Origin of the sequence: Salmonella sp. NW645 (assembly GCF_051703725.1) — a bacterium.
GTDB lineage: Bacteria > Pseudomonadota > Gammaproteobacteria > Enterobacterales > Enterobacteriaceae > Salmonella > Salmonella enterica.
On sequence record NZ_JAMMKR010000003.1, the window covers coordinates 227671 to 251719 of the forward strand.

A 24049-nucleotide genomic window follows, 5' to 3' on the forward strand; every position below is an offset into this window, starting at 1 on the left:
TAGCAGTGCGGATAGCCTGAATCAATGCCCTGGAAACGGCACCAGGCTATAACAGGTAATCCCCTGCTTTTCCAGACGCTGCTCGCCGCCCAGATCGAACAAATTGATGATGAACGCCGCATCGGTGACTTTCCCGCCCAGACGACGGATCAGCTTCACGGTCGCCTCAATGGTGCCGCCAGTCGCCAGCAGATCATCCACGACCAGCACGTTGTCGCCAGGTTTAATCGCGTCGACATGGATTTCCAGCTGATCGGTGCCGTACTCTAATTCATAGGTCTCGGCAATAGTTTCACGCGGTAATTTGCGCGGTTTACGTACCGGAACAAAACCAACGCCCAGCCCAAGCGCAACCGGCGCGCCAAACAGGAAGCCACGCGCTTCGGTGCCGACCACTTTGGTGATACCCGCATTTTTATAACGCTCAACCAACAGTTCAATACTGAGCGCGTAGGCTTTCGGGTCTTCCAGTAAGCTGGTGACATCACGGAAAAGAATGCCCGGTTTCGGGTAATCCTGAATGCTTTTGATGCTGTTTTTGAGAAACTCAAGCTGCTGTGCAGTCGCGGTCATGGATATATGCCTGCTAAGTACGGTGTTACTCACGGCGCAATACTTTTCGGTCAGGGGTAACGCTCGGTTACTCTTTGACCGCCTGCGCCTGTGCTCGAAAACGGTCGAATTTACTGGCTGTGAACGACAATTGCAACAGCGATTCGTGTGCTTCAGCGCTTTTGTTGCTTTTCATCAATCACCGGTATCCGCCACATAAAAATCAGCAGACAGGCCAAAATAACCAACAGCAGCACCCGCACCCACATCATATTCACCAGCCACAGCGATATACCAAAGGTCAGCAATATCAACGCGATCGCTCGCGGTTTCGCTCCCGGCGGCATGGCCCGATAGCGCTGCCAGTGGCGCAGATAACCGCCAAACCATGAACGGTATAACAACCAGGCATGGAAACGCGGCGACGAGCGGGCGAAACACCAGGCCGCCAGTAAAATGAACGGCGTAGTCGGCAACAGGGGCAAAACCACGCCCAATGTCCCTAATACTACCGCCAGCCAGCCAATGATGATTAAAATAGTACGTTGCATAATGCGAATCGTTATCAAACAGAAGGCTACTGTAGCACAGCCTGTCTTATTTTCATCGGGGTGTTGAATTGAAAACCGCTATGCTGTTACAGACGCTGGAAGAGAGGCTGGCGACGCTACGCCAACGCTGCGCGCCGCTGGCGCAACATGCGACGTTAAGCGCGCGCTTTGACCGACATCTTTTCCGTACCCGCAGTACTCTGTTGCAGGGATATCTGGAAGAGGCTGACGCCAATCTCGCCACGTTGCGTCAGGCGGTAAAACATGAGCAACTGCCGCAAGTCGCCTGGCTGGCGGAACATCTGGCTTCGCAACTGGAGGCGATATCGCGTGAAACCGCCGCCTGGTCGCTGCGCCAGTGGGACACCGCCGCGCCAGGGCTTGGCCGTTGGCAGCGCAGACGAATACAGCATCAGGAGTTTGAACGTCGACTACTGGCGATGACACAGGAGCGCAAAATTCGTCTGGCGCAGGCGACCAGCCTTGTCGAACAACAAACGCTGCAAAAGGAAGTCGAGATCTATGAAGGACGGCTGGCGCGCTGCCGACATGCGCTGGAGAAAATAGAAAACGTACTGGCGCGTTTAACCCGTTAATCCTGGAGAAAGTATGTCGCTTGAAAATGCCCCTGATGAAGTCAAACTGGCCGTGGATTTAATTGTGCTGCTTGAAGAGAATCGCTTACCGGCACGAACGGTGCTACGCGCGCTGGAAATAGTTATGCGTGATTATGAAAACAAGTTAAAAAGTACGGAAGACGACTCGCAAACAGAGTAATTGCCCTCTGGTTTGTCCTCGTTGTCGCTGACAGAGTGGTCGCTACAGTCAGGCAACAAGGGACGGGTCATGGAACGTCTCCCCACCACGCCGCACGATGCGGTATTTCGACAGATGCTGATGCAAAAAGAGGTCGCCCGCGACTTTCTGGCTATCCACTTGCCAGAAGACTTTCTTGCAATCTGCGATCTGGATTCACTGAAGCTGGAGTCAGGGAGTTTTGTTGAAGACAATTTACGCAGCCGCTATTCAGATATCCTCTACTCTCTGCATACCCAACACGGCCCCGGGTATGTTTACGCGCTCATTGAACATCAGAGCAAATCAGACCGGCTGATGGCTTTTCGCCTGATGCGTTACGCCATTGCCGCCATGCAGCGTCATCTGGATGCCGGTCATGATACCTTGCCGCTGGTGGTACCAATCCTCTTTTATCACGGTCCGGAAAGCCCGTGGCCCTATAGCCTTAACTGGCATAATATGTTTGTGAAACCGGATATGGCGAAGGCCTTATACAGCTGCGAATTTGCGCTGGTCGACCTGACGATAATGCCGGATAATCAGCTTTTGCAGCATCGGCGGATAGCGATGTTAGAGCTCCTGCAAAAACATATTCGTCAACGCGATTTAAGCGAACTGCTCGACCCCCTTATCACGCTTTTAACGCAGGATCATTTGACGGACACACAGCTCAGTGTGCTGATCAACTATATGTTGAAAGCAGGAAACGCCACAGAACCCAGGGCGCTGATTCGTCAACTGGCGCAGGGCGCGCCGCAGTATAAGGAACAACTGATGACAATAGCGGAATGGCTGGAAGAAAAAGGCCGAACGGAAGGGTTGCGAAAAGGCCTTGAGCAAGGGTTAGCACAAGGCCGTGAGGCCGAAGCGCGCGCTATTGCCCGCAAAATGCTTGCCAACGGGCTGGAACCTGGGCTCATCGCCAGCGTCACCGGCATTACGCCGGAAGAGCTTTCTACGCTTTCGCATTAGCGGCGCCGCGCGCACTCATAAAGCGCGCGGCCCACCGCCTTTTAGCTTGCCGTAGGCGCCAGATCGCCGCCGTTGAGATCGCGCTTCACTTCAGTGACTTCGTCGCCCTTCGCGTTATGCAGATGCACCTCAAGCTGGTTAAAGGCGATATTGATATCATTTTCACGGCACAGTCGATCGATCGCGCGGTTCAGTTCATCCACCGTATGGCTACGATCGCGCAATTCACGCACGTATAAACGCAGTTCATGATCCAGAGTGCTGGCGCCAAAGGTGGTGAAGAATACGGCAGGTTCCGGATCGTGCATCACCTTCGGATGCTCCATCGCCGCCTGTAGCAGGACTCTTTTCACTTTCTCCAGATCCGAGCCATAAGCCACGCCAAGCCGGATCACCAGACGGGTCGTGGTATCGGAGAGGGACCAGTTAATCAGCCGCTCCGTCACGAACGCTTTGTTCGGAATGATCACTTCTTTACGATCAAAATCGGTAATAGTGGTAGCGCGAATACGAATCTTACTGACCGTGCCGGAGTAGGTGCCGATCGTTACCGTATCGCCAATGCGTACCGGACGTTCGAAGAGGATGATTAAACCCGAGACAAAGTTACCGAAGATCTCCTGTAGCCCAAAACCGAGACCTACCGACAACGCCGCCGCCAGCCACTGGAGTTTATCCCACGAGACGCCGAGCGATCCGAATACTGTCATCGCGCCAACAGCGATAATGACGTAGTTAAGGATCGTGGTGATCGCATACGAAGCCCCCTGGCGCATATTGAGGCGTGAAAGCACCAGCACTTCCAGCAGGCCGGGTAAGTTGCGAATGAGCGCCCAGGCCACCATCGCGGCAATAATGGCGAATAGCAAGCTACCCATCGTCACGCTTTTCACCACCGCAGCGCCAGCTTCGGAGCCGTTGTAGTGCCACAGCGTGATGCTATCAAGATAGCTGAATACGGTGATCAAATCGGACCAAATCGCCCAGAACATAACGCCGAACAGGGCAAGCATTAGCAGCATCGTGATACGTAATGTTTGCTGGTTAATTTGCTCCAGCGCGATGGCGGGTTCCTCCTGTGGCTCCGCGCCTTCCGCTCCCTCTTTTACCAGGTTCTGACGACGAGCCAGCGCGCGTCGCCAGGCAATCCGGCGTGCCGCTACGCTTAACCCGCGCAGCACCGTTTGATAAAGCAGGTTCCAGATAATGACCAGATAGACGGTTTCAATCCAGCGCCCCGCCAGGCGCAGGGTGGTATAGAAATAGCCGGTCGCCGTTAATACCATTAACGCCACCGGAATGATGGAAAGAATCGTCACGGTCACCAGTCGAATGCCGTGAGATTCTTTATCGCGCCAGCTTTCCCGGCACAGTGGCCACACCAGCAATGTTATGACCAGCAGATTGAGGAAAATAACCGCCTGCCCCAGCACGTCATCCATCAGATTCAGCGGCGACAACTCCGCCACCACAGACCAAAAGTGCAGCGGCAGCAATGCGAGGCTAATGCGTACAATCTGGCGACGCCAGTGGCTGGTCAACTGCGCCGGCATACCAAAATGGCGTATCGCCACGCCCTCTTTTTCCAGCACCTTCCAGCACAGTCCAAAGACCAGCCAGAACATCGCGAGCTTTTTACTAAAGGCCCAGAGCAGATCGCTGATATTTAGCTGCATGGTCAGCAAGATCAGTCCAAGCGCGAGGATAATCAGGCACACCGGCAGCGCGCGGATCAGATCGATCAGAATAGCTTTTGGCGTATTGAGCTGACTATCGTTACGCAGCGATCCCACGGCGGCGGCCAGCTTCTGTTGATACGCTTTTAACCATTTCAGACGCCAGCGGATTAAACCGGCGATGAGCAAGAGCGGCAACCCGGCCAAAAAAGCAATAAATACCGCGGGCCAGGCTTTTTGCCAATTCACCGTGATTTTCATGGCGCTGAATTGCTCTTTTAACGTTTGGGGGAACGCTTTAAGCCAGTCCCAGTCCATAGGGCGGTTACTGTTCACCCAAAAAATCTGCTGCGTCAGAATGGCTTTCAGATTTTTCGAGACGCTCATCAACTGCTGCTGGTTAACTTGCAGGTTAATCGCCATCATCAGCTGGTTACCCAACTGTTTATTTAGCTGATCCAATAGCTCACGGCGCATCTCCACCACCTGAAGCAACGCATCATGAACTTCATCATTCACCTCGCTGGTATGCCCCTCCTCCAGCTTGTCGACAAAGGCATCGCTTTGGAATAAGGCATCACGCTGCTGGTTGATTTCAAACTGCTCCAGACGCAAATCCGCAATGCGGTTGGTCATATCTTCGAGTTCGTCGGCGGAGGGCAGGGTTTGCTGCTGTTGATAAAGAATACGCGACAGCAACAGGCTGCCTTTTAAGACGGCAATCTGTTCTTTGATATTTCTTTCCGACTGCAGCGCGCGATCGAGCCAGTTTTTTACTTTAATGTTTTGCTGCATCAACATATTGCCGTTTTCGGTCGCGACAATCAGACGCTGGCTGAGTTGATGGTTAATATCCAGTTCCTGTTTTACCAGTGGGTTCGCCTGGATACGCGCCGTTTCGTCCGGCGAAATGGCCTCCTGGGCCGTTTTTTCCGTTAGCGTAAGTCGTTTACTGTTGACCGCCTCCTGTAAAAGTTGAAGCTGATGTTCAAGGCGATTACTGTTGGCCGTCACGTAATCCCGCTGTTTTTGCAGGGTGTCCTGCAAAACGGTATTCCCTTCAAGACTCTTACGTTGCTGGTCGATCTGCGCATTAAGCAGCGCCTGTTTTGCCTGTAATAACACCTGTTGGCTGGGGCGAAGCGCGGCTTCCCCGACGTTATTGCCGTCCAGACGGTTACGGATTTGCTGTATTTGCTGCGAGGCGGTATACATGGCGTTTTGCACGCGCTCAGGCTGGGTCTGTAGCGAAACAAGCTGGCTGTTATAAGCGGCAAGATCGTTTTGCGAATTTTGCAAATCATCCAGTACCTGCGCCACACGCAGCTCAAGCTGACGTAACGAAAGCGCACTCAGCGTTTTTCGCATTTCATCATCATTATCGACATCGCTCAGCGCATTCAACGCAGCCGTCGCCTGGCGCATTTTTTCAGGCGCCTGCGCCACCTTCTGCCGTAGCTGTACGGTCTCCTCTTTCACCCGCTCGATTTTCTCCAGCGTAGCTAACGTATCAATAAGGTCTTGCTGGACGAGCTTATCCTGGGCGGAGAGATCTTTTTGCTTATTCAGCGTATCCAGCTGGTTTTGCACATCCGCTTTTGACGGCAGGTCGCCATTCGTTTGCCCCCGGGCAAATGCCAGAGACTGACAGGACAGCAGGATAATAAGGACGCTAATTGTAATAAAAACAAAATGCTGTGAACGTTTATAAAGCTGCAACATAGTCATGAGAATGAAGTGTCTGAACCGGCAAGCAGACCGGAAATAATTGAGTCGCAAGAATATCACGCCTGTAACAAACAGAATAGCGACACAGAAAATGTCCAGGAGTTTTCCTGGAATATTATCAGGGGGAGCCGGTGACCGTCGACGCGCGCAGCGTCGGACACAATTGATACATCTCCAGCAGGATCGTGACGTAGGCGCGAGCTTCTTTTTTTAAATCAAACGATTGTGGAGCAAATAACCAGTTTTCCATGAGCCCTGAAATAAAGCTGCGCATCAGTATCGCCGCACGACGGGTCAGCAGATTTTCAGGCAGCATTTTAGCATTAATACAATGTTTTAACGTTTGTTCAATCCGATCGTAACTTTCCAGACAAAGGCTACGTTGCGCCTGTTGAACCACAACCATTTCTCCGACAAACTCACATTTATGGAATATAATCTCCATCAATAAGCGGCGTCGTTCTTCTGTTACAGTAGCTTCAAGAATATGAACTAAAATTTCTCTTAATACAGATAGTGGATCGTCGGGGAATTTTGCCTGATACTCAATCTCAAGCTCACCAATATTGGATTCTGATAGCTCCCAGATCTCACTGAATAAATCCGACTTATTTTTGAAATGCCAATAGATTGCGCCGCGCGTCACGCCAGCAGCGTTCGCAATCTCCGCCAGCGAGGTTGCCGATACGCCTTGCTGCGAGAACAAACGCAGGGCCACATCCAGGATGTGTTGTCGTGTCTCCAGCGCTTGTTGTTTGGTTTTTCGTGCCATATGTCGGTGAATTTACAGGCGTTAGATTTACATACATTTATGGATGTATGTACCATAGCACGACGATAATATAAACGCAGCAATGGGTTTAAGGACCTTTGACCATTGACCAATTTGAAATCGGACACTCGAGGTTTACATATGAACAAAAACAGAGGGTTAACGCCTCTGGCGGTCGTTCTGATGCTCTCAGGCAGCTTAGCGCTAACAGGATGTGACGACAAACAGGACCAGCAAGGCGGCCAGCAGATGCCAGAAGTTGGGGTTGTCACACTAAAAACGGAACCACTGCAAATCACAACTGAACTTCCGGGTCGTACCGTTGCTTACCGTATCGCCGAAGTTCGCCCGCAGGTAAGCGGCATTATCCTGAAGCGTAATTTCGTTGAGGGAAGTGATATCGAAGCGGGAGTCTCTCTCTATCAGATTGATCCTGCGACCTACCAGGCGACTTACGACAGCGCTAAGGGCGATCTGGCAAAAGCGCAGGCCGCCGCGAATATCGCTGAACTGACGGTGAAGCGTTATCAAAAGCTGCTGGGTACGCAGTACATCAGTAAGCAGGAATACGATCAGGCGCTGGCTGACGCGCAACAAGCGACTGCCGCCGTTGTCGCAGCAAAAGCCGCCGTTGAAACCGCACGTATCAACCTGGCGTATACCAAAGTCACCTCACCGATTAGCGGTCGTATTGGTAAGTCATCTGTAACGGAAGGCGCGCTGGTACAGAACGGTCAGGCGTCGGCGCTGGCGACAGTGCAGCAGCTGGACCCTATTTATGTCGATGTGACCCAGTCCAGCAATGATTTCCTGCGCCTGAAGCAGGAGCTGGCAAATGGTTCGCTGAAGCAGGAAAACGGCAAAGCGAAGGTCGATCTGGTGACCAGCGACGGTATCAAATTCCCGCAATCCGGTACGCTTGAGTTCTCCGACGTGACCGTTGACCAAACCACCGGATCTATTACTTTGCGCGCCATCTTCCCTAACCCGGATCACACCTTATTGCCAGGAATGTTCGTTCGCGCACGTCTGCAGGAAGGGACAAAACCAACGGCATTACTGGTTCCACAACAGGGCGTTACCCGTACTCCACGCGGCGATGCCACGGTGCTGGTGGTTGGCGCTGATAACAAAGTGGAAACCCGCCAAATCGTCGCAAGCCAGGCGATCGGCGATAAGTGGCTGGTGACTGACGGGTTGAAAGCGGGCGACCGCGTAGTCGTCAGCGGGCTGCAAAAAGTACGTCCTGGCGCACAGGTTAAAGTGCAGGAAATTACCGCGGATAACAAACAGCAAGCCGCAAGCGGTGATCAACCTGCTCAGCCCAGGTCTTAACTTAAACAGGAGCCGTTAAGACATGCCTAATTTCTTTATCGATCGCCCTATATTTGCGTGGGTGATCGCCATCATCATCATGTTGGCAGGGGGGCTCGCGATCCTCAAATTGCCGGTAGCGCAATATCCGACGATTGCGCCACCAGCAGTGACGATCTCCGCAACCTACCCTGGCGCTGATGCGAAAACGGTACAGGATACCGTCACGCAGGTTATCGAACAGAACATGAACGGTATCGATAACCTGATGTATATGTCCTCCAACAGTGACTCCACGGGGACCGTGCAGATCACGCTGACCTTTGAATCCGGTACCGATGCGGACATCGCGCAGGTTCAGGTTCAGAACAAGTTGCAACTGGCAATGCCGTTACTTCCCCAGGAAGTACAGCAACAGGGCGTGAGCGTTGAGAAGTCCTCAAGTAGCTTCCTGATGGTAGTGGGCGTCATTAACACCGACGGCACCATGACCCAGGAGGATATTTCGGATTACGTTGCCGCCAATATGAAAGATCCGATCAGCCGTACCTCTGGGGTGGGCGACGTCCAGCTGTTTGGTTCGCAGTATGCGATGCGTATCTGGATGAATCCGACAGAGCTGACCAAATACCAACTGACGCCGGTCGACGTGATTAACGCGATCAAAGCGCAGAACGCCCAGGTCGCGGCAGGTCAGCTCGGTGGTACGCCGCCGGTAAAAGGCCAGCAGCTTAACGCATCGATTATTGCCCAAACGCGTCTGACCTCAACGGATGAGTTTGGCAAAATCCTGCTGAAGGTGAATCAGGATGGCTCTCAGGTTCGTCTGCGGGATGTAGCGAAAATTGAGCTTGGCGGCGAAAACTACGACGTCATCGCGAAATTTAACGGTCAGCCAGCGTCAGGTCTTGGCATCAAACTGGCTACCGGCGCCAACGCGCTGGATACCGCTACCGCTATTCGCGCCGAACTGAAAAAAATGGAACCGTTCTTCCCGCCAGGGATGAAAATCGTCTACCCGTATGACACCACGCCGTTCGTGAAGATCTCTATTCATGAAGTGGTAAAAACGCTGGTCGAAGCGATTATCCTCGTGTTCCTGGTGATGTACCTGTTCCTGCAGAACTTCCGCGCGACGTTGATTCCGACTATTGCGGTTCCGGTGGTGTTGTTGGGAACCTTTGCCGTGCTTGCGGCATTCGGTTTCTCGATAAACACGCTGACGATGTTCGGGATGGTGCTCGCCATCGGCTTGCTGGTGGATGACGCCATCGTGGTGGTCGAGAACGTCGAACGTGTTATGACGGAAGAAGGCCTTCCGCCGAAGGAAGCGACGCGCAAATCCATGGGCCAGATTCAGGGCGCATTGGTGGGTATCGCGATGGTACTGTCGGCGGTATTTATTCCGATGGCCTTCTTTGGCGGCTCAACCGGGGCAATTTATCGTCAGTTCTCTATCACCATCGTATCGGCGATGGCGCTGTCGGTGCTGGTCGCGCTGATCCTGACGCCCGCGCTGTGCGCGACGATGCTCAAACCCGTCGCCAAAGGCGATCATGGCGAAGGGAAAAAAGGCTTTTTCGGCTGGTTTAACCGCCTGTTTGATAAGAGCACGCATCACTACACCGATAGCGTAGGCAATATTCTGCGCAGCACCGGGCGTTATCTGCTGCTCTATCTCATTATCGTCGTCGGTATGGCTTATCTGTTCGTTCGTCTGCCAAGCTCTTTCTTGCCGGATGAAGACCAGGGCGTATTCCTGACAATGGTCCAGCTCCCCGCCGGCGCGACGCAAGAGCGCACGCAAAAAGTGCTGGATGAGGTCACGGATTACTATCTGAACAAAGAGAAAGCCAACGTTGAATCGGTATTCGCCGTCAACGGCTTCGGTTTTGCAGGGCGCGGTCAGAATACCGGTATTGCATTCGTGTCGTTGAAAGACTGGGCCGATCGTCCAGGCGAAAAAAACAAGGTTGAAGCGATTACCCAGCGGGCAACCGCAGCGTTTTCACAAATTAAAGATGCGATGGTCTTCGCCTTTAACCTGCCGGCGATTGTTGAACTGGGCACCGCAACCGGGTTTGACTTCGAGTTGATTGACCAGGCGGGACTTGGTCATGAAAAACTGACCCAGGCACGTAATCAGTTGTTCGGCGAGGTGGCGAAATATCCTGATCTGCTGGTCGGCGTTCGACCTAACGGTCTGGAAGATACGCCGCAGTTTAAAATCGATATCGACCAGGAAAAAGCTCAGGCGCTGGGCGTGTCTATTAGCGACATTAATACCACGCTGGGCGCAGCATGGGGCGGCAGCTATGTAAACGACTTTATCGATCGCGGTCGTGTGAAGAAAGTTTACGTGATGTCCGAAGCGAAATACCGCATGTTGCCGGATGATATTAACGACTGGTACGTTCGTGGTAGCGATGGTCAGATGGTGCCGTTCTCCGCATTCTCCTCTTCCCGCTGGGAATATGGTTCGCCGCGTCTGGAACGCTATAACGGTCTGCCTTCGATGGAAATTCTGGGTCAGGCGGCGCCAGGCAAGAGTACCGGTGAAGCGATGGCGATGATGGAAGAACTGGCCAGCAAGCTGCCGTCAGGCATTGGGTATGACTGGACCGGGATGTCCTACCAGGAACGGTTGTCCGGCAACCAGGCCCCTGCCCTGTATGCTATCTCGCTGATCGTCGTCTTCCTGTGTCTGGCGGCATTGTATGAGAGCTGGTCTATCCCGTTCTCCGTAATGCTGGTTGTTCCGCTTGGGGTTATCGGCGCGCTGCTGGCCGCGACCTTCCGCGGACTGACTAACGACGTTTACTTCCAGGTGGGCCTGCTCACAACCATTGGGTTGTCGGCGAAGAACGCGATACTTATCGTCGAATTCGCCAAAGACTTAATGGATAAAGAAGGGAAAGGTCTGGTAGAAGCGACGCTGGAGGCTGTCCGGATGCGTTTGCGCCCGATTTTGATGACCTCGTTAGCGTTCATGCTGGGGGTTATGCCGCTGGTTATCAGTTCCGGCGCGGGTTCCGGCGCGCAGAATGCGGTAGGTACTGGCGTACTGGGCGGGATGGTAACGGCAACCGTACTGGCTATTTTCTTCGTACCGGTCTTCTTTGTGGTGGTACGCCGCCGCTTTAGCCGTAAAAGCGAAGATATTGAGCATAGTCATTCGACAGAACATCGCTGATTTGCTCACTGTAGATAAGGCCGCGCAAGCGGCCTTTTTTACGCAAAAATCATAAAATACGCTTATTGTTAGATTGATTATTTTTTGCCATATTAATAAAAGGTATAATCCTTACTGCGTTAAAGGCTTTTCTTAGGAAAGTTGGCCATTTCTTAATTCAGCCATTAATTAAGAAATATTAAGAATATTCCTGGCTATTTTCTCCTGTCAGAGTCTATTGTTTTAGCCTGAAAAGCTAAAAAACGTTAACCCAATGATTACACAAACAATAAAACTGGTTCCTTTTTAGGCGACCGACGATCACTGTTAAAATTCGAAAAAGTATGGCAACACGCGGCTTTCACGCAATTGTAATTTTTCGTAATATGACGATGAAAAGTTTTTTAGAGTAGATTATAGTTAAATCATAAGGTGACGTGGGAAGTACCAGGTTAGTTAGTTGTATCCATCCCGAAGGTGTTCGGTTAGTTTAAGCCACTAAAAAGGGGATGCATTATGGACGAATACTCACCCAAAAGACATGATATAGCACAGCTTAAATTTCTTTGCGAAACCCTGTATCATGACTGTCTTGCAAACCTTGAAGAAAGCAACCATGGCTGGGTTAATGACCCGACCTCAGCAGTCAACCTGCAGCTCAATGAGCTGATAGAGCATATTGCAACTTTCGCTCTTAATTATAAAATTAAGTACAATGAAGACAATAAATTGATTGCGCAGATAGATGAATACCTGGACGACACCTTTATGTTGTTCAGCAGCTATGGTATTAATACGCAGGATTTGCAAAAATGGCGTAAATCGGGCAACCGCCTGTTCCGTTGTTTCGTCAACGCCACCAGGGCTAATCCTGTTAGTTTGTCTTGTTAAAAATTATTACAATCATAGGTAGAATTTATGTCTGATAAACCATTAACTAAAACTGATTATTTGATGCGTTTACGGCGCTGTCAGACAATTGACACTCTGGAGCGCGTCATTGAGAAAAATAAATATGAATTGTCCGACAATGAGCTGGCTGTATTTTACTCAGCTGCGGATCACCGTCTTGCAGAATTGACAATGAACAAACTCTACGACAAGATCCCCTCTTCAGTATGGAAATTCATTCGTTAATCACGCTACATTACTTTTTAGAGAACACGCAGGTGTTATCTGCCTCCTCGTTCTGGCTAATAACACAACGGGCTATTATAGAACAGTGATATAGATCACATACCGATAGCAGGGAACGTTCCCTCTAATACTTTATTATTGCTTCTATTGCGATAATATCCACCAAGGGGAGCGCGCGATGAGTGACGAAAAACAAAAAATGATCGCTGGGGCACTGTATTGCCCGACCGATGAAACTTTATGCCAGGATCGACTGCGGGCGCGTCAACTCATCCATCAATACAATTATACTACGCCTGATGAAATAAATAAGCGTCAGGCGATTTTACGCGACCTGTTGGGTCGATGCGAAGACGCCTATATTGAACCTTCCTTTCGTTGCGACTACGGCTATAATATTTTTCTTGGTCACTCCTTTTACGCTAACTTCGACTGCGTCATGCTTGATGTTTGCCCAATTCATATTGGCGATAATTGTATGCTCGCGCCAGGGGTACATATCTATACCGCCACGCACCCGCTGGACGCCGTCGAACGCAACAGCGGCAGAGAATTCGGTAAACCCGTCACTATCGGAAATAACGTCTGGATAGGCGGACGAGCCGTCGTTAATCCTGGCGTAACCATCGGCGATAACGTCGTCGTCGCTTCAGGCGCTGTGGTGACAAAAAACGTACCGCCAGACGTCGTGGTAGGCGGAAATCCGGCGCGAATCATTAAAAAATTGTAGTCAAAATGATAACTGTTATGCTAATTCGTGGTTAATCTGTTACTTTTTTCACGTTACACCTCCCTTTAAAATGGGCTGTTACTACCCCTATGTCGCAGAAATCATGAAGGCAAAAGATGACAGAGATACAGCGCCTGCTTAGCGAAACTATTGATGACTTAAACGTCCGTGAAAAACGCGATAACAGGCCGCGTTTTAGTATCAGTTTTATCCGCAAGCATCCTGGGTTATTTATCGCGATGTATGCGGCCTGGTTTGCGACGCTGGCGGTCATGCTGCAATCAGAAACGCTGGTGGGGTCAGTGTGGCTGTTAGTGGTGTTATTTATCGCATTTAATGGCTTCTTCTTTTTCGACATCGCCCCGCGTTATCACTATAACGACATCGATGTGCTGGACCTCCGGGTCTGTTACAACGGCGAATGGTACAACACCCGCTTTGTTCCCCCCACGCTCATTGAGACGATTCTTCAATCTCCACAGGTGGATAATGAACATAAAGTCCAGCTGCAAAAAATGGTTGCCCGTAAGGGCGAACTTTCCTTCTACGATATTTTTACGCTGGCCCGCGCAGAAGCCAGCCGGTAATAAAAAAGTGCGCACCCTCCCTGGTACGCACTGCTTTCCCTGAACTGTTGTTTTTTTAACGCCTTTTTTTACGCCCCTGAACCGCCTTAAAACGCGGATTTGTTTTACAAATCACGTATAAGCGTCCTTTGCGTTTGACTATCTGGCAATCCGGATGCCGTTGTTTTGCATTGCGAAGTGAGTTTAACACCTGCATTTCATTTACCCCCTTTTAGCGCCGATAAAATGACCGAAACGTTTCTGGAAGCGTGCGGCGCTACTTTCGCTATCAAACGTTTTCTGTCTACCGGTATAAAAAGGATGCGATTTTGATGACACATCAATAGTGACATACGGATATGTCACGCCGTCCAGTTCGATTTCACGTTCAGTTTTGATAGTTGATCCCACTTTCACATATTCATTTGCGCTGGTGTCGTGAAATACGACGGTGCGGTATACAGGATGAATATCAGGTTTCATTGCGCCCTCTCGATTATGTTATAACATAACAGCAAAATACGCTATCAACGCTCCTTTTTCAACCGGTAAACATTCACGATCTCTTCCTGGCGGCAAAAGCAACGTGGCGTAACGCGTTAGTCTGGCCCCTGTATCTGTAAAATCGATAAAATAGCTTTATCATTCAAGGGCGCGATTTACGATCGGATATACTTTCTCTACGCTGTGTTTATAAGGACATCACTGTGACAACACGACATCTGGTCAGCCTGGTAACGGGAGTGCTTATCCTGTCTGTCCTTTTCCCGATAGGATTGAGCCTGTGGCTGGCGCACCGTCAAGTTGAAAAAAGGTTTAATGAAGAGCTGGATATCTTCTCGTCCCGGGTAGCGCTACGTACAGAAAGGGTCAGTGACCAGGCAAAAGCCGCGTTAACGCATATTGCCTCCTTTAAAGGCGAGCCCTGCAGCAGCGCCCATTTACTCGCCATGCGCCGCGTGTCTTATAGCTTTCGGTATGTCCAGGAAGTTCTGTATCTTAAAAATTCGATTCCCGTTTGCTCCTCACTTGAAAAAGAGAGCCATATTCCCGCTTTCCCTCCGCCCATGAAAATCACTCGCGACGGTTATCGCGCCTGGTTTACGGCGCAAAACGATCTGGGTATAAAACGCTATATGGCGGCACTCGGGAGCGACAGCTATATCGTGATGATCGACCCGGCGTCCTTTATCGATGTGATTCCGTTTGGCGCATGGCCGATTGACGTCGCTATTATTGGCCGGGAACGCAATACTGTGGTTGCCAGCAGCGGTAACCTTGACCCCGCTATTCTTCCGCTCATTCACCATGAGACGCCCCTGCGGCTGGAAAACCGAGGCATTCAGTATGCTATCCACCCCTTTCCGGAAATGGGCATTACTATCGTAAGCTGGGCACCGACCGCTCCGCTGGAAAGGAGCTGGTATCGACAGGCGTTTATCTGGCTACCGGCGGGCATCGTAACGGGTCTGCTGGCTGCGGCCTTTATTCTGCGTATTTTGCGTCGGCTACAGTCGCCCCGCCACCGTCTCCAGGATGCGATAGACAATCGCGAAATTAACGTACACTATCAGCCTATTGTCTCCCTGAGCAGCGGAAAAATTGTCGATGCCGAAGCTTTAGCTCGCTGGCAACAGGCGGACGGCACCTTCCTTTCGCCGGAAATTTTTATCGCGCTGGCTGAACAAACCGGGCTCACGGAGCCGCTAACCCGGCTAATCATCGAAACCGTTTTTGAAGACATGGGGAGTTGGTTAAAGTCCCATCCCGAACAACATATTTCAATCAATCTTGAGGCATCCGATCTGGCGTCAGAAACGCTGCCGGCGCTGTTAAGCACGCTGCTGAACCGTAGCCAAATTTCTCCGTCGCAAATCGCGCTTGAATTAACAGAACGCGAGTTCGCCGATCCGAAAACCAGCGCGCCAATTGTCGCCAGATACCGTAACGCGGGACATTCAATTTATATTGATGACTTTGGCACCGGCTATTCCAGCCTCAGCTACTTACAAAATCTGGATGTAGATGTCCTTAAAATTGATAAATCTTTTGTCGATGCGCTGGAATATAAAAACGTCACGCCGCATATTATTGAAATGGCGAAAACGCTCAAACTTAAGATGGTCGCAGAAGGCATCGAAACGACCAGGCAAGAACAGTGGCTACGCCAGCATGGCGTACATTATGGTCAGGGCTGGTTATACAGTAAGCCCCTACCCGCTACGGCATTTATTCTTTGGGCGGAACAGCGGCTATAACGTCGCACAGCAGAAAAAAACAGTGTGGAGAGGCACAAATGGGTGGGGGCCCTGCCAGCTACATCCCGGCACACGCGTCATCTGCCTTGGCTGCTTCCTTCCGGACCTGACCTGGTAAACAGAGTAGCGTTGCGGGAGAACCAACAGAGCCCCCATTGAGAGCGTTGTGAACCAACGCGCAGGCGCATTATCACTGCTATATCGTGCAATTGCAACCCATCAGGCATCGGATGCTGGTTTCTTGCGCATCCGGGCTTTCCTCCCCCCTTATTCCAGATTATCCTGAAGCATTAACGCAGGATTCTATTATGGATATTCAGGACACTTTTCCTCAACGCGTCTGGCAAATCGTCGCCTCGATCCCGGAAGGATTTGTCACGACCTACGGTGATGTCGCCCGGCTTGCCGGTTCCCCTCGGGCGGCGCGTCAGGTCGGCGGAGTGTTAAAACGTCTGCCGGAAGGCAGCACTTTACCATGGCATCGGGTGGTGAACCGCCACGGCGCAATATCACTTACCGGGCCGGATCTACAGCGGCAACGTCAGGCATTACTGGCGGAAGGCGTGGTGGTGTCGGGAAGCGGACAAATCGATTTACAACGCTATCGCTGGGTATATTAACCCTCTCCGTAACGGAGAGGGTTGGCGCAGGATTAATACTGGGTAGGCGCAGGAACGGCAGAAGACGGATTGACCTGGGTCGGCGAAGTCGATGGAACCGTCGTCGTCGCACCACCGCCGGCCTGCACAGGCACCGCCGTTTGCTGTACCGGTACCAGCGTCAGATCCGCTTTAGTGCCGCCATTGTTAATCACCGGTTTCACGCTATCGGTAATAAATACCAGCTTATTATCAACGGTGATGGCCGCGCTCAGGAGAATGCGCGCGTTAGGTTGAATATCTGATGGGTTAAACGGCAACACAAAACTGAAAGGCGCCTGTTTACCTTCGGTACGTACCGCTTTTTGCGACAGCACCTTAGACGGCGCATCAGCCAGCGAAGCATCTGAAAGCGTCACGGTCAGCACCGCATCTGGCGGCAGAGCGACCTTCTGGCGGATCCAGACGGTACCGGAAACATTGGGTTGCTGAATAGTAGACTGGTTAGCTGTAATCGACATGTTAGGGTTTGGCGCAGGCGTCTGGATATCAGCGCTTTTATCAGCGCAGGCCGCCAGAGATATCGCAACCGCTAAACCACTTACGATGTGCACGAGTTTCATTCAATTCTCCTTATCATCAATGCACCAGCAGGCCTTTCCCCCCGCCGGAAGAGTGGTTAACAGAAACATAACGTGATTAAGTGTGGCACATGTCACTCATTTTTGCCTGGAATTGGTCTGTTATTCAGACTTTTGTACCCATCGGACCACTTGCAAAATTGCGTTATACTCTGCCCTACCTCGCTTCGGCATCGTTGTCACCTGGAGAGTATGTATGAGTCAGACACTGAATAATTTGCTGACATTATTGAATCTGGAAAAAATTGAAGAAGGACTCTTTCGGGGCCAAAGTGAAGACTTAGGGCTGCGCCAGGTATTTGGCGGTCAGGTGGTGGGCCAGGCGCTCTATGCCGCCAAAGAAACGGTGCCGGAAGCGCGACTGGTGCATTCATTCCACAGTTATTTTCTGCGGCCAGGCGACAGCCAAAAACCCATTATCTATGACGTAGAAGTGCTGCGCGATGGGAACAGCTTCAGCGCCCGCCGCGTTGCCGCTATTCAGAACGGGAAACCCATCTTTTATATGACCGCCTCATTCCAGGCGCCGGAACCGGGTTTTGAACATCAAAAAACCATGCCGACGGCAGTCGGGCCGGAAGGACTACCGTCAGAAACGGAAATCGCGCAATCGCTGGCGCATTTACTGCCGCCGATTCTGAAAGAAAAGTTTCTCTGCGATCGCCCGCTGGAAATTCGTCCCGTCGAATTTCACAATCCGTTGAAAGGTCACGTCGCCGCGCCTGTGCGTCAGGTATGGATTCGCGCCAACGGCACCGTTCCGGATGACATTCGCGTCCATCAATATTTACTGGGATACGCCTCGGATCTGAATTTCCTTCCCGTCGCGCTTCAGCCTCACGGCATCGGTTTTCTGGAAAAGGGCATTCAGATCGCCACTATCGATCACTCTATGTGGTTCCATCGTCCGTTCAATTTTAATGAATGGCTACTTTATAGCGTGGAGAGCACTTCCGCCTCCAGCGCCCGGGGCTTTGTTCGCGGCGAGTTTTATACTCAGGATGGCGCGTTGGTCGCTTCAACCGTGCAGGAAGGGGTAATGCGTAATCACAATTAAAAAACATGCCGCTATGCGGCGTTAATGCCCTGATGACGCTGCGCTTATCCGGCCTACGGTAAACTGGATAAGCGCAGCGCCATCAGGCATGTTGCGCAATCACGCGTTATACGCATTCTCGCCGTGACTGTTCACATCCAGCCCCTCGCGCTCCTGCTCTTCCGGTACACGCAGTCCAACAAGGATATCCGCCAGTTTGTAACCAACAAACGCGACAACGCCGGACCAGACGACCGTAATAGCAATACTTTCCAGCTGTACCATCACCTGATGTCCCATCGTAACGCCGTCGACAAAGCCAACGCCGCCCAGCGAACTGGCGGCAAAAACGCCGGTCAGGATACAGCCGACTATTCCGCAAACACCGTGAACGCCAAATACGTCGCACGGATCATCTACCCGTAACAGACGTTTAAGCATGGTGACTCCCCACAATCCCGCCAGCCCCGCAATAACGCCGATAACCAGCGCGCCGCCAACGCCAACATAGCCACAGGCTGGCGTCACGCCGACCAGACCGGCAATCGCGCCGGAACACGCCCCCAGCAGGGAAGGCTTACCGCGTAGCGTCCACTCGCCGATAATCCACCCCAGAATCGCGGCGGCGGTCGCCACCACGGTGTTCACAAAGGCCAGCGCTGCTATCTCGTTTGCGCTCCCCGCAGAACCCGCGTTAAATCCAAACCAGCCGATATACAGAATCGCAGTACCGGTAAAGACCATCGGCAGGTTATGGGGTTTAAATGCTTCTTTCCCAAAGCCGACGCGTTTGCCAATTAAATAAGCCCCTACCAGCCCGGCGATAGCGGCGTTAATATGCACCACCGTACCACCGGCAAAATCCAGCGCGCCGTGAGCAGCCAGCAGGCCGCCGCCCCACACCATGTGCGCAATCGGGATATAAGAGAGCGTGAACCACACCACGACAAAAATCAGTACCGCCGAAAAACGAATACGCTCCGCCAGCGCGCCGACAATCAGCCCGACGGTAATACAGGCGAAAGATCCCTGAAACGCGACATGAATATACTGATAAATCGTACCCGTTACCGCCGTCAACGCGATATTCTTCAACATCGCCCCATCGGCATTACCGAAGAAATGATTCCCTTCGCCAAAAGCCAGCGAATAGCCGTACACCACCCATAAAATACAGACCAGCGCAAAGGTGACGGTCACTTGCGTTAACATTGACAGCACGTTCTTGGCGCGAATTAATCCGCCGTAAAACAGCGCGATACCCGGTATCGTCATGAACAGCACCAGCGCGGTGCAAATCATCATAAAAGCACTATCCGCTTTATCGGCAACCGCCGGCGCGGCTATCGTTAGCCCAGGCAGCAGCGCCATTGAAGCCAGTGTGGTTTTTATCATCGCTATCTTCATTTTTTCATTTCCTGTTGCTGTGTGGCGGGTCTTACAGCGCTGCTTCGTCAGCTTCGCCGGTACGAATCCGAATAACGCGCATGAGCTCCGCGACGAAAATTTTGCCGTCGCCAATTTTTCCGGTGTAAGCCGCTTTACTGATGATATCGATCACCTCTTCCAGTTGGTCGTCGGCGATAGCCACATCAATTTTGACCTTCGGCAGGAAATTCACGCTGTACTCCGCGCCGCGATACAGTTCGGCGTGTCCTTTCTGACGGCCAAACCCTTTCACTTCGGTGACGGTCAGTCCCTGAATGCCAATGGAAGAAAGCGCCTCCCGCACATCCTCCAGCTTGAACGGTTTGATAATCACGGTAACCAGCTTCATAGAACCCTCCAGTCAGAATTAGGTAACGGCTGCCGCCGCGCATGGACTCTTCAGAATGGATATTGCAAAGGATGTGCCAGAAGCTGGCGAGCGAGGAAAGGCGCGGTTAGCGGCGCGTCTTTATATTGACGCGCCCCAACATTGAAGCAGGGAAAGAAAAACGCACCACGACGGTGCATGATGGGCGAGGTTTTGCCCTGTGGCGCCAAACCTTACGCCGCAGGGCCGGGCTCTTCGTGTACGCTGGCGGCTAACTCCTCGCCAACTAGCTGTAATTGATACATTTGCCAGTAGCGCCCTTGCGCCGCCAGCAATTGTTGATGCGTCCCGCGCTCCACCGCCTGGCCGCGATGGAGAACCAGAATGGTATCCGCCTCCACGATTGTCGATAGCCGATGGGCAATAACCACCAGCGTGGTGCGCTCGCGAATCGCCGCCAGCGCCTGCTGTATCGCCTGCTCAGTGCCGGAATCGATGCTGGCCGTCGCTTCATCAAGAATTAATATTTGCGGGGCGTCAACCAGCACGCGCGCCAGCGCCAATAGCTGTTTTTGCCCGACAGACAACGTATTTCCCTGCTCGCCGAGATGCGTATGCAGCCCGTCGCTCAGGCCGCGCGCCAGGTCTGCCAGTTGTACCGTTTCCAGCGCCTGCCACACCTGCGCCTCGGAGACATCGCGCCCCAGCGTCACATTAGCCAGAAAGGTATCCGCCATCACTACCGGGTCCTGTTGAACCATCGCCACGCCCTGGCGTAAAACGCGATGATTAAGAGAGGAGATCTCTCGCCCATCCAGCCGAATTTCGCCTTGCGTCAGAGGGTAGTACCCCATTAATAAGCTGGCGAGCGTGCTCTTCCCGCTGCCGGTGTGCCCCACCAGCGCCACAAAGCTACGGGACGGTACTGATAGCGTAATGTCCTGTAAAACAAGATTATCGTCGCGGTAAGCAAACGACAGATGATCAATATCAATCGCCCCGCTTTGCAACGGCGTGTCGTCGCTGCCATAGAGCTGGCGCGGGCGATCCATCAGTTCAAAAACACGCTCTCCCGCCACAACCGCCTGCTGTAGCATGGATTGCTGGGTGGTCAGTTCAATGAGCGGCTCGTTCAGACGTGACAAATAGCTAATGAACGCATACAGCACCCCGACCTCAATCGTGCCGGCAGACGTAAAGCTGAAAAGCATCAACAGACCGCACAAAATGAGCGCAGAAAAGAGGCTAAGCAGCGGACGCAATAAAAAGCCGTCTAAGCGTAGTGTCTGCATCCGCGCCATGTAGTGCGAGCGGCTGGCCTCGCCCATGCGTTCGCCGAAGCGCGCCTGCTGGCGAAACTGCTGAATTACGCTCATCCCGTTGATGATTTCGTTAAAGCCGTCGTTAATATCCGCCAGATATGCCCGCACGCGGCGTACAATCGGCGTGCTGTAGCGCTGATAAATGATCATCACGGTCAATACCGCCGGAAAAATCAAAATCGCCACCAGCGCCATCCGCCAGTCAAGGCTGAACATGGCGACCAGCATGGCGCCGATCAACGCCGCGCTACGTAATACCGTCGCGACGACCGTGACGTACAGATCGCGGATGACTTCCGTATCGTTGGTCACGCGTGAAATTAATTGTCCGACAGGCTGCGTGTCGAAGGCGCTTAGCGGCTGACGCAAGGCGGCATCCATGACGTCCGTGCGCAAGGACTGAACCACGCCAACGGCCGCCCGGTTAAATAATAAAGACTGGGCGTAATGCAGACCCGCCGCCAGAAATTGTAGCCCCACATAGGCGGCCGCCAGCCCCGCGACCTTGCCCAACGGTAAATGGTGGCGGGCCACCATGTTATCAATGAAATAGCTGATCAGCAGCGGACCGCTAACCTCCGCCGCTGCCGCAATCCACAGCATCATCACCGCGACAGAGAGCGGTTTTCGCCATGGCGAGCCATACGCCAGCAACCGTTTCAGCGTCGGCCATAGCTGTCCAAAACTACGCATTCACCGCCTCCTCGCCGCGTTCCGGCGCGTCATCCAGAGCGGCCTCCAGTTGCTGATAGCGATACATATCGCGATACCAGCCAATCTGCTGCGCCAGTTGATCGTGATCGCCGCGCTGAACAACATGACCATGTTGCATAACGATAATTTCATTGGCGTCGGTCAGCGCGGATAAACGATGCGCGCTGATGATGACCGTACGCCCTTCGCCCCACTGGCGCAAATTATGCAAAATCTGATGCTCCGTGCGGCCATCTACTGCAGAAAGCGCATCATCGAGAAGCAGAATTTCCGCATTTAACAGCAGCGCTCTGGCAATCGAGATACGCTGTTTTTGCCCTCCCGATAACATGACGCCACGTTCACCTACCTGCGTGTCGTAGCCCTGAGGCAAGCGGAGAATATCCTCATGTACGCTGGCTAAACGCGCCACCTGTTCAATCTCCTCCTGAGTCGCCTCCGGGCGTCCGAGCGCAATATTATTGGCAATAGAGTCCGAGAACAAAAACGGCGTCTGGCTGACGACCGCCAGTCGGCTACGCCAGCTATCCAGTTGCAGATGCGTCAACGGCATGTCATGGAATCGGATCTCTCCCTGCGTCACATCAAAATGGCGCTGGATAAGCGACAATATTGTGCTTTTCCCCGCGCCGGTCGGACCGCATATCCCCAGCATCTGACCCGGTTTAAGACGAAAGTTCACATTCTCCAGCGCCGGATGCGTCGTTTGCGGATAGCAAAACTCACGAATGGCCGCCGTCAGTTCGCCGCGCCCCGCCGGGACCGGCTCTTCGCCATCCTTAACTACCGGCGCTTCCGCCAGCATGGCGCGGATGCGGCTGTAAGCGGCGCTACCCCGCTCCACGATATTAAACATCCAGGCCAGCGCCAGCATCGGCCAAATCATCAACCCCAGATACATCATAAAGCTGGTGAGTTCGCCCAGCGTCAGGCTGCCGTTAACCACCATCCAGCTTCCGCCGCTAATCGCGAGCAGGTTCGCCATGCCAATGGCGATGTAAATGGTTGGATCAAAACGCGCGTCAATACGCGCCACGCGCATATTTTTCTTGCCGGTATCTTCGGCATCCGCCGCAAACAGCGAAGACTGGCGGTCCTCCAGACCAAACGCTTTGATCATGCGGATGCTGGTCAGACTCTCCTGCGTGCGGTCGTTCAGGCTGGAGAAGGCGGCCTGCGCCAGTTTGAAATAGTCATGCAGCCGATCGCCGTAACGTTTGATCATCAGCGCCATAATCGGCATCGGCAACAGCGCTAATAGCGTTAGCTGCCAGCTAATTTGCGTCGACATGACAATCAGTACCGCGCAGCCCATTACCAGCGAGTCAACCAGCGTCAGAACGCCCTCGCCCGCCGCAAATACGACGCGATCCACATCATTCGTCGCACGCGCGATAAGATCGCCCGTCCGATGGCGCTGATAAAATTCAGGATGCTGACGACTCAGCTGGCGATAATAATCTTCACGCAGTTCGACGGCTAATTGATAAGAAGCGCCAAATAGCAGCACGCGCCAGACATAGCGCAACAAATAGACCACTACGGCGATCAGGGCAATGGTGCCAATCCACATCGCTATTCGGCCTGGAGTAAAATGCTGTGCGGTTACGCCATCCACGACAATCCCCACCACTTTGGGCGGGATTAGCTGAAGCATCGCAATAAGCATAAGCAGGGCCACCGCGCCAAGATAGCGACGCCATTCCCGGCGAAAGTACCAGCTTAATTGAGCAAATAATCGCACGCGTTATTTCC

Annotated in this window: 23 protein-coding genes and 1 other RNA gene; 12 read left to right on the forward strand and 12 right to left on the reverse strand. The window is 52.5% G+C overall.

Annotation, left to right across the window (positions count from 1 at the left end):
* Positions 1–21 precede the first annotated feature (21 nt).
* Entirely contained in the window at positions 22–573 is a 552-nt protein-coding gene (gene apt, locus NA389_RS08285) for an adenine phosphoribosyltransferase (RefSeq protein WP_000127350.1), read from the reverse strand.
* 152 nt (positions 574–725) lie between these two features.
* Positions 726–1103, reverse strand: a complete 378-nt coding sequence (locus NA389_RS08290) for a DUF454 family protein (RefSeq protein ID WP_001189860.1) — start codon at positions 1101–1103, stop codon at positions 726–728.
* A 68-nt stretch (positions 1104–1171) separates the two neighbouring features.
* Here NA389_RS08290 and priC point away from each other — a divergent pair, with 68 nt between their 5' ends.
* The 3 genes from priC to NA389_RS08305 all read left to right on the forward strand — a co-directional run bounded on the left by priC (position 1172) and on the right by NA389_RS08305 (position 2873).
* The gene (gene priC / locus NA389_RS08295; protein ID WP_024134631.1) at positions 1172–1699 is read left to right on the forward strand and encodes a primosomal replication protein N''; all 528 of its coding nucleotides are present in this window, start codon (positions 1172–1174) and stop codon (positions 1697–1699) included.
* 13 nt (positions 1700–1712) lie between these two features.
* Positions 1713–1880, forward strand: coding sequence for a pleiotropic regulatory protein RsmS (rsmS, locus tag NA389_RS08300; protein WP_000051161.1), 168 nt, complete (start codon positions 1713–1715; stop codon positions 1878–1880).
* Positions 1881–1949: 69 nt separating this feature from the next.
* Positions 1950–2873, forward strand: coding sequence for an Rpn family recombination-promoting nuclease/putative transposase (locus NA389_RS08305; protein WP_000440514.1), 924 nt, complete (start codon positions 1950–1952; stop codon positions 2871–2873).
* 41 nt (positions 2874–2914) lie between these two features.
* On the opposite strand, the gene mscK is transcribed toward NA389_RS08305, so the two are convergent.
* On the reverse strand, positions 2915–6277 hold the full coding sequence (gene mscK / locus NA389_RS08310; RefSeq protein WP_000178238.1) for a mechanosensitive channel MscK: 3363 nt from the start codon (positions 6275–6277) through the stop codon (positions 2915–2917).
* Positions 6278–6395: 118 nt separating this feature from the next.
* Positions 6396–7049, reverse strand: a complete 654-nt coding sequence (gene acrR / locus NA389_RS08315; RefSeq protein ID WP_000101756.1) for a multidrug efflux transporter transcriptional repressor AcrR — start codon at positions 7047–7049, stop codon at positions 6396–6398.
* 141 nt (positions 7050–7190) lie between these two features.
* On the opposite strand from acrR, the gene acrA reads away from it, so the two are divergent.
* The 6 genes from acrA to NA389_RS08345 all read left to right on the forward strand — a co-directional run bounded on the left by acrA (position 7191) and on the right by NA389_RS08345 (position 13989).
* Positions 7191–8384, forward strand: coding sequence for a multidrug efflux RND transporter periplasmic adaptor subunit AcrA (gene acrA, locus NA389_RS08320; RefSeq protein WP_001039202.1), 1194 nt, complete (start codon positions 7191–7193; stop codon positions 8382–8384).
* A gap of 22 nt (positions 8385–8406) precedes the next feature.
* Complete coding sequence (gene acrB, locus NA389_RS08325) at positions 8407–11556, forward strand: efflux RND transporter permease AcrB (RefSeq protein ID WP_001132508.1); 3150 nt, start codon at positions 8407–8409, stop codon at positions 11554–11556.
* Between the two features lie 495 nt (positions 11557–12051).
* Positions 12052–12426 (forward strand): Hha toxicity modulator TomB, encoded by a 375-nt coding sequence (tomB, locus tag NA389_RS08330; protein WP_000344807.1) that lies wholly within the window; start codon positions 12052–12054, stop codon positions 12424–12426.
* A 27-nt stretch (positions 12427–12453) separates the two neighbouring features.
* A complete protein-coding gene (locus tag NA389_RS08335) occupies positions 12454–12672 on the forward strand; it encodes an HHA domain-containing protein (RefSeq protein ID WP_001280991.1) in 219 nt (72 codons plus the stop codon).
* A 178-nt stretch (positions 12673–12850) separates the two neighbouring features.
* Positions 12851–13402, forward strand: a complete 552-nt coding sequence (gene maa, locus NA389_RS08340) for a maltose O-acetyltransferase (RefSeq protein WP_001278791.1) — start codon at positions 12851–12853, stop codon at positions 13400–13402.
* A gap of 116 nt (positions 13403–13518) precedes the next feature.
* Positions 13519–13989 (forward strand): YlaC family protein, encoded by a 471-nt coding sequence (locus NA389_RS08345; RefSeq protein ID WP_000136183.1) that lies wholly within the window; start codon positions 13519–13521, stop codon positions 13987–13989.
* A gap of 55 nt (positions 13990–14044) precedes the next feature.
* Here the strand turns inward: NA389_RS08345 and ykgO are convergent, their stop codons facing one another.
* On the reverse strand, positions 14045–14185 hold the full coding sequence (gene ykgO, locus NA389_RS08350; protein WP_001197749.1) for a type B 50S ribosomal protein L36: 141 nt from the start codon (positions 14183–14185) through the stop codon (positions 14045–14047).
* A gap of 5 nt (positions 14186–14190) precedes the next feature.
* The gene (locus tag NA389_RS08355) at positions 14191–14451 is read right to left on the reverse strand and encodes a type B 50S ribosomal protein L31 (protein ID WP_000801415.1); all 261 of its coding nucleotides are present in this window, start codon (positions 14449–14451) and stop codon (positions 14191–14193) included.
* Positions 14452–14675: 224 nt separating this feature from the next.
* On the opposite strand from NA389_RS08355, the gene NA389_RS08360 reads away from it, so the two are divergent.
* Positions 14676–16226, forward strand: coding sequence for an EAL domain-containing protein (locus NA389_RS08360; protein WP_079917107.1), 1551 nt, complete (start codon positions 14676–14678; stop codon positions 16224–16226).
* Positions 16227–16275: 49 nt separating this feature from the next.
* Here the strand turns inward: NA389_RS08360 and ffs are convergent.
* An RNA gene (gene ffs / locus NA389_RS08365) (signal recognition particle sRNA small type) lies at positions 16276–16372 on the reverse strand.
* A gap of 84 nt (positions 16373–16456) precedes the next feature.
* On the opposite strand from ffs, the gene NA389_RS08370 reads away from it, so the two are divergent.
* On the forward strand, positions 16457–16846 hold the full coding sequence (locus NA389_RS08370; RefSeq protein WP_000961285.1) for an MGMT family protein: 390 nt from the start codon (positions 16457–16459) through the stop codon (positions 16844–16846).
* 32 nt (positions 16847–16878) lie between these two features.
* Here the strand turns inward: NA389_RS08370 and NA389_RS08375 are convergent, their stop codons facing one another.
* Complete coding sequence (locus NA389_RS08375) at positions 16879–17448, reverse strand: YbaY family lipoprotein (RefSeq protein WP_000779801.1); 570 nt, start codon at positions 17446–17448, stop codon at positions 16879–16881.
* A gap of 214 nt (positions 17449–17662) precedes the next feature.
* On the opposite strand from NA389_RS08375, the gene tesB reads away from it, so the two are divergent.
* Complete coding sequence (gene tesB, locus NA389_RS08380) at positions 17663–18523, forward strand: acyl-CoA thioesterase II (protein ID WP_000084176.1); 861 nt, start codon at positions 17663–17665, stop codon at positions 18521–18523.
* 99 nt (positions 18524–18622) lie between these two features.
* Here the strand turns inward: tesB and amtB are convergent, their stop codons facing one another.
* The 4 genes from amtB to NA389_RS08400 all read right to left on the reverse strand — a co-directional run bounded on the left by amtB (position 18623) and on the right by NA389_RS08400 (position 24038).
* Positions 18623–19909 (reverse strand): ammonium transporter AmtB, encoded by a 1287-nt coding sequence (gene amtB / locus NA389_RS08385; protein WP_000684925.1) that lies wholly within the window; start codon positions 19907–19909, stop codon positions 18623–18625.
* Between the two features lie 31 nt (positions 19910–19940).
* Positions 19941–20279 carry a P-II family nitrogen regulator gene (glnK, locus tag NA389_RS08390; protein WP_000780341.1) on the reverse strand — a complete coding sequence of 113 codons (339 nt, stop codon included), beginning with the start codon at positions 20277–20279 and terminating at the stop codon, positions 19941–19943.
* Between the two features lie 212 nt (positions 20280–20491).
* Positions 20492–22273: a SmdB family multidrug efflux ABC transporter permease/ATP-binding protein gene (locus NA389_RS08395; protein ID WP_001256069.1), complete on the reverse strand. Its 1782-nt coding sequence runs from the start codon at positions 22271–22273 to the stop codon at positions 20492–20494.
* Positions 22266–24038 (reverse strand): SmdA family multidrug ABC transporter permease/ATP-binding protein, encoded by a 1773-nt coding sequence (locus NA389_RS08400; protein ID WP_001235560.1) that lies wholly within the window; start codon positions 24036–24038, stop codon positions 22266–22268. Before NA389_RS08400 ends, NA389_RS08395 begins: the two co-directional genes overlap by 8 nt.
* Positions 24039–24049 lie beyond the last annotated feature (11 nt).

Bases quoted from the DNA above. Each gene is read 5' to 3' on its own strand.
- apt (WP_000127350.1), bottom strand. From the start codon at position 573: ATGACCGCGACTGCACAGCAGCTTGAGTTTCTCAAAAACAGCATCAAA.
- NA389_RS08290 (WP_001189860.1), bottom strand. From the start codon at position 1,103: ATGCAACGTACTATTTTAATCATCATTGGCTGGCTGGCGGTAGTATTA.
- rsmS (WP_000051161.1), top strand. From the start codon at position 1,713: ATGTCGCTTGAAAATGCCCCTGATGAAGTCAAACTGGCCGTGGATTTA.
- NA389_RS08305 (WP_000440514.1), top strand. From the start codon at position 1,950: ATGGAACGTCTCCCCACCACGCCGCACGATGCGGTATTTCGACAGATG.
- mscK (WP_000178238.1), bottom strand. From the start codon at position 6,277: ATGACTATGTTGCAGCTTTATAAACGTTCACAGCATTTTGTTTTTATT.
- acrR (WP_000101756.1), bottom strand. From the start codon at position 7,049: ATGGCACGAAAAACCAAACAACAAGCGCTGGAGACACGACAACACATC.
- acrA (WP_001039202.1), top strand. From the start codon at position 7,191: ATGAACAAAAACAGAGGGTTAACGCCTCTGGCGGTCGTTCTGATGCTC.
- acrB (WP_001132508.1), top strand. From the start codon at position 8,407: ATGCCTAATTTCTTTATCGATCGCCCTATATTTGCGTGGGTGATCGCC.
- tomB (WP_000344807.1), top strand. From the start codon at position 12,052: ATGGACGAATACTCACCCAAAAGACATGATATAGCACAGCTTAAATTT.
- NA389_RS08335 (WP_001280991.1), top strand. From the start codon at position 12,454: ATGTCTGATAAACCATTAACTAAAACTGATTATTTGATGCGTTTACGG.
- maa (WP_001278791.1), top strand. From the start codon at position 12,851: ATGAGTGACGAAAAACAAAAAATGATCGCTGGGGCACTGTATTGCCCG.
- NA389_RS08345 (WP_000136183.1), top strand. From the start codon at position 13,519: ATGACAGAGATACAGCGCCTGCTTAGCGAAACTATTGATGACTTAAAC.
- ykgO (WP_001197749.1), bottom strand. From the start codon at position 14,185: ATGCAGGTGTTAAACTCACTTCGCAATGCAAAACAACGGCATCCGGAT.
- NA389_RS08355 (WP_000801415.1), bottom strand. From the start codon at position 14,451: ATGAAACCTGATATTCATCCTGTATACCGCACCGTCGTATTTCACGAC.
- NA389_RS08370 (WP_000961285.1), top strand. From the start codon at position 16,457: ATGCTGGTTTCTTGCGCATCCGGGCTTTCCTCCCCCCTTATTCCAGAT.
- NA389_RS08375 (WP_000779801.1), bottom strand. From the start codon at position 17,448: ATGAAACTCGTGCACATCGTAAGTGGTTTAGCGGTTGCGATATCTCTG.
- tesB (WP_000084176.1), top strand. From the start codon at position 17,663: ATGAGTCAGACACTGAATAATTTGCTGACATTATTGAATCTGGAAAAA.
- amtB (WP_000684925.1), bottom strand. From the start codon at position 19,909: ATGAAGATAGCGATGATAAAAACCACACTGGCTTCAATGGCGCTGCTG.
- glnK (WP_000780341.1), bottom strand. From the start codon at position 20,279: ATGAAGCTGGTTACCGTGATTATCAAACCGTTCAAGCTGGAGGATGTG.
- NA389_RS08395 (WP_001256069.1), bottom strand. From the start codon at position 22,273: ATGCGTAGTTTTGGACAGCTATGGCCGACGCTGAAACGGTTGCTGGCG.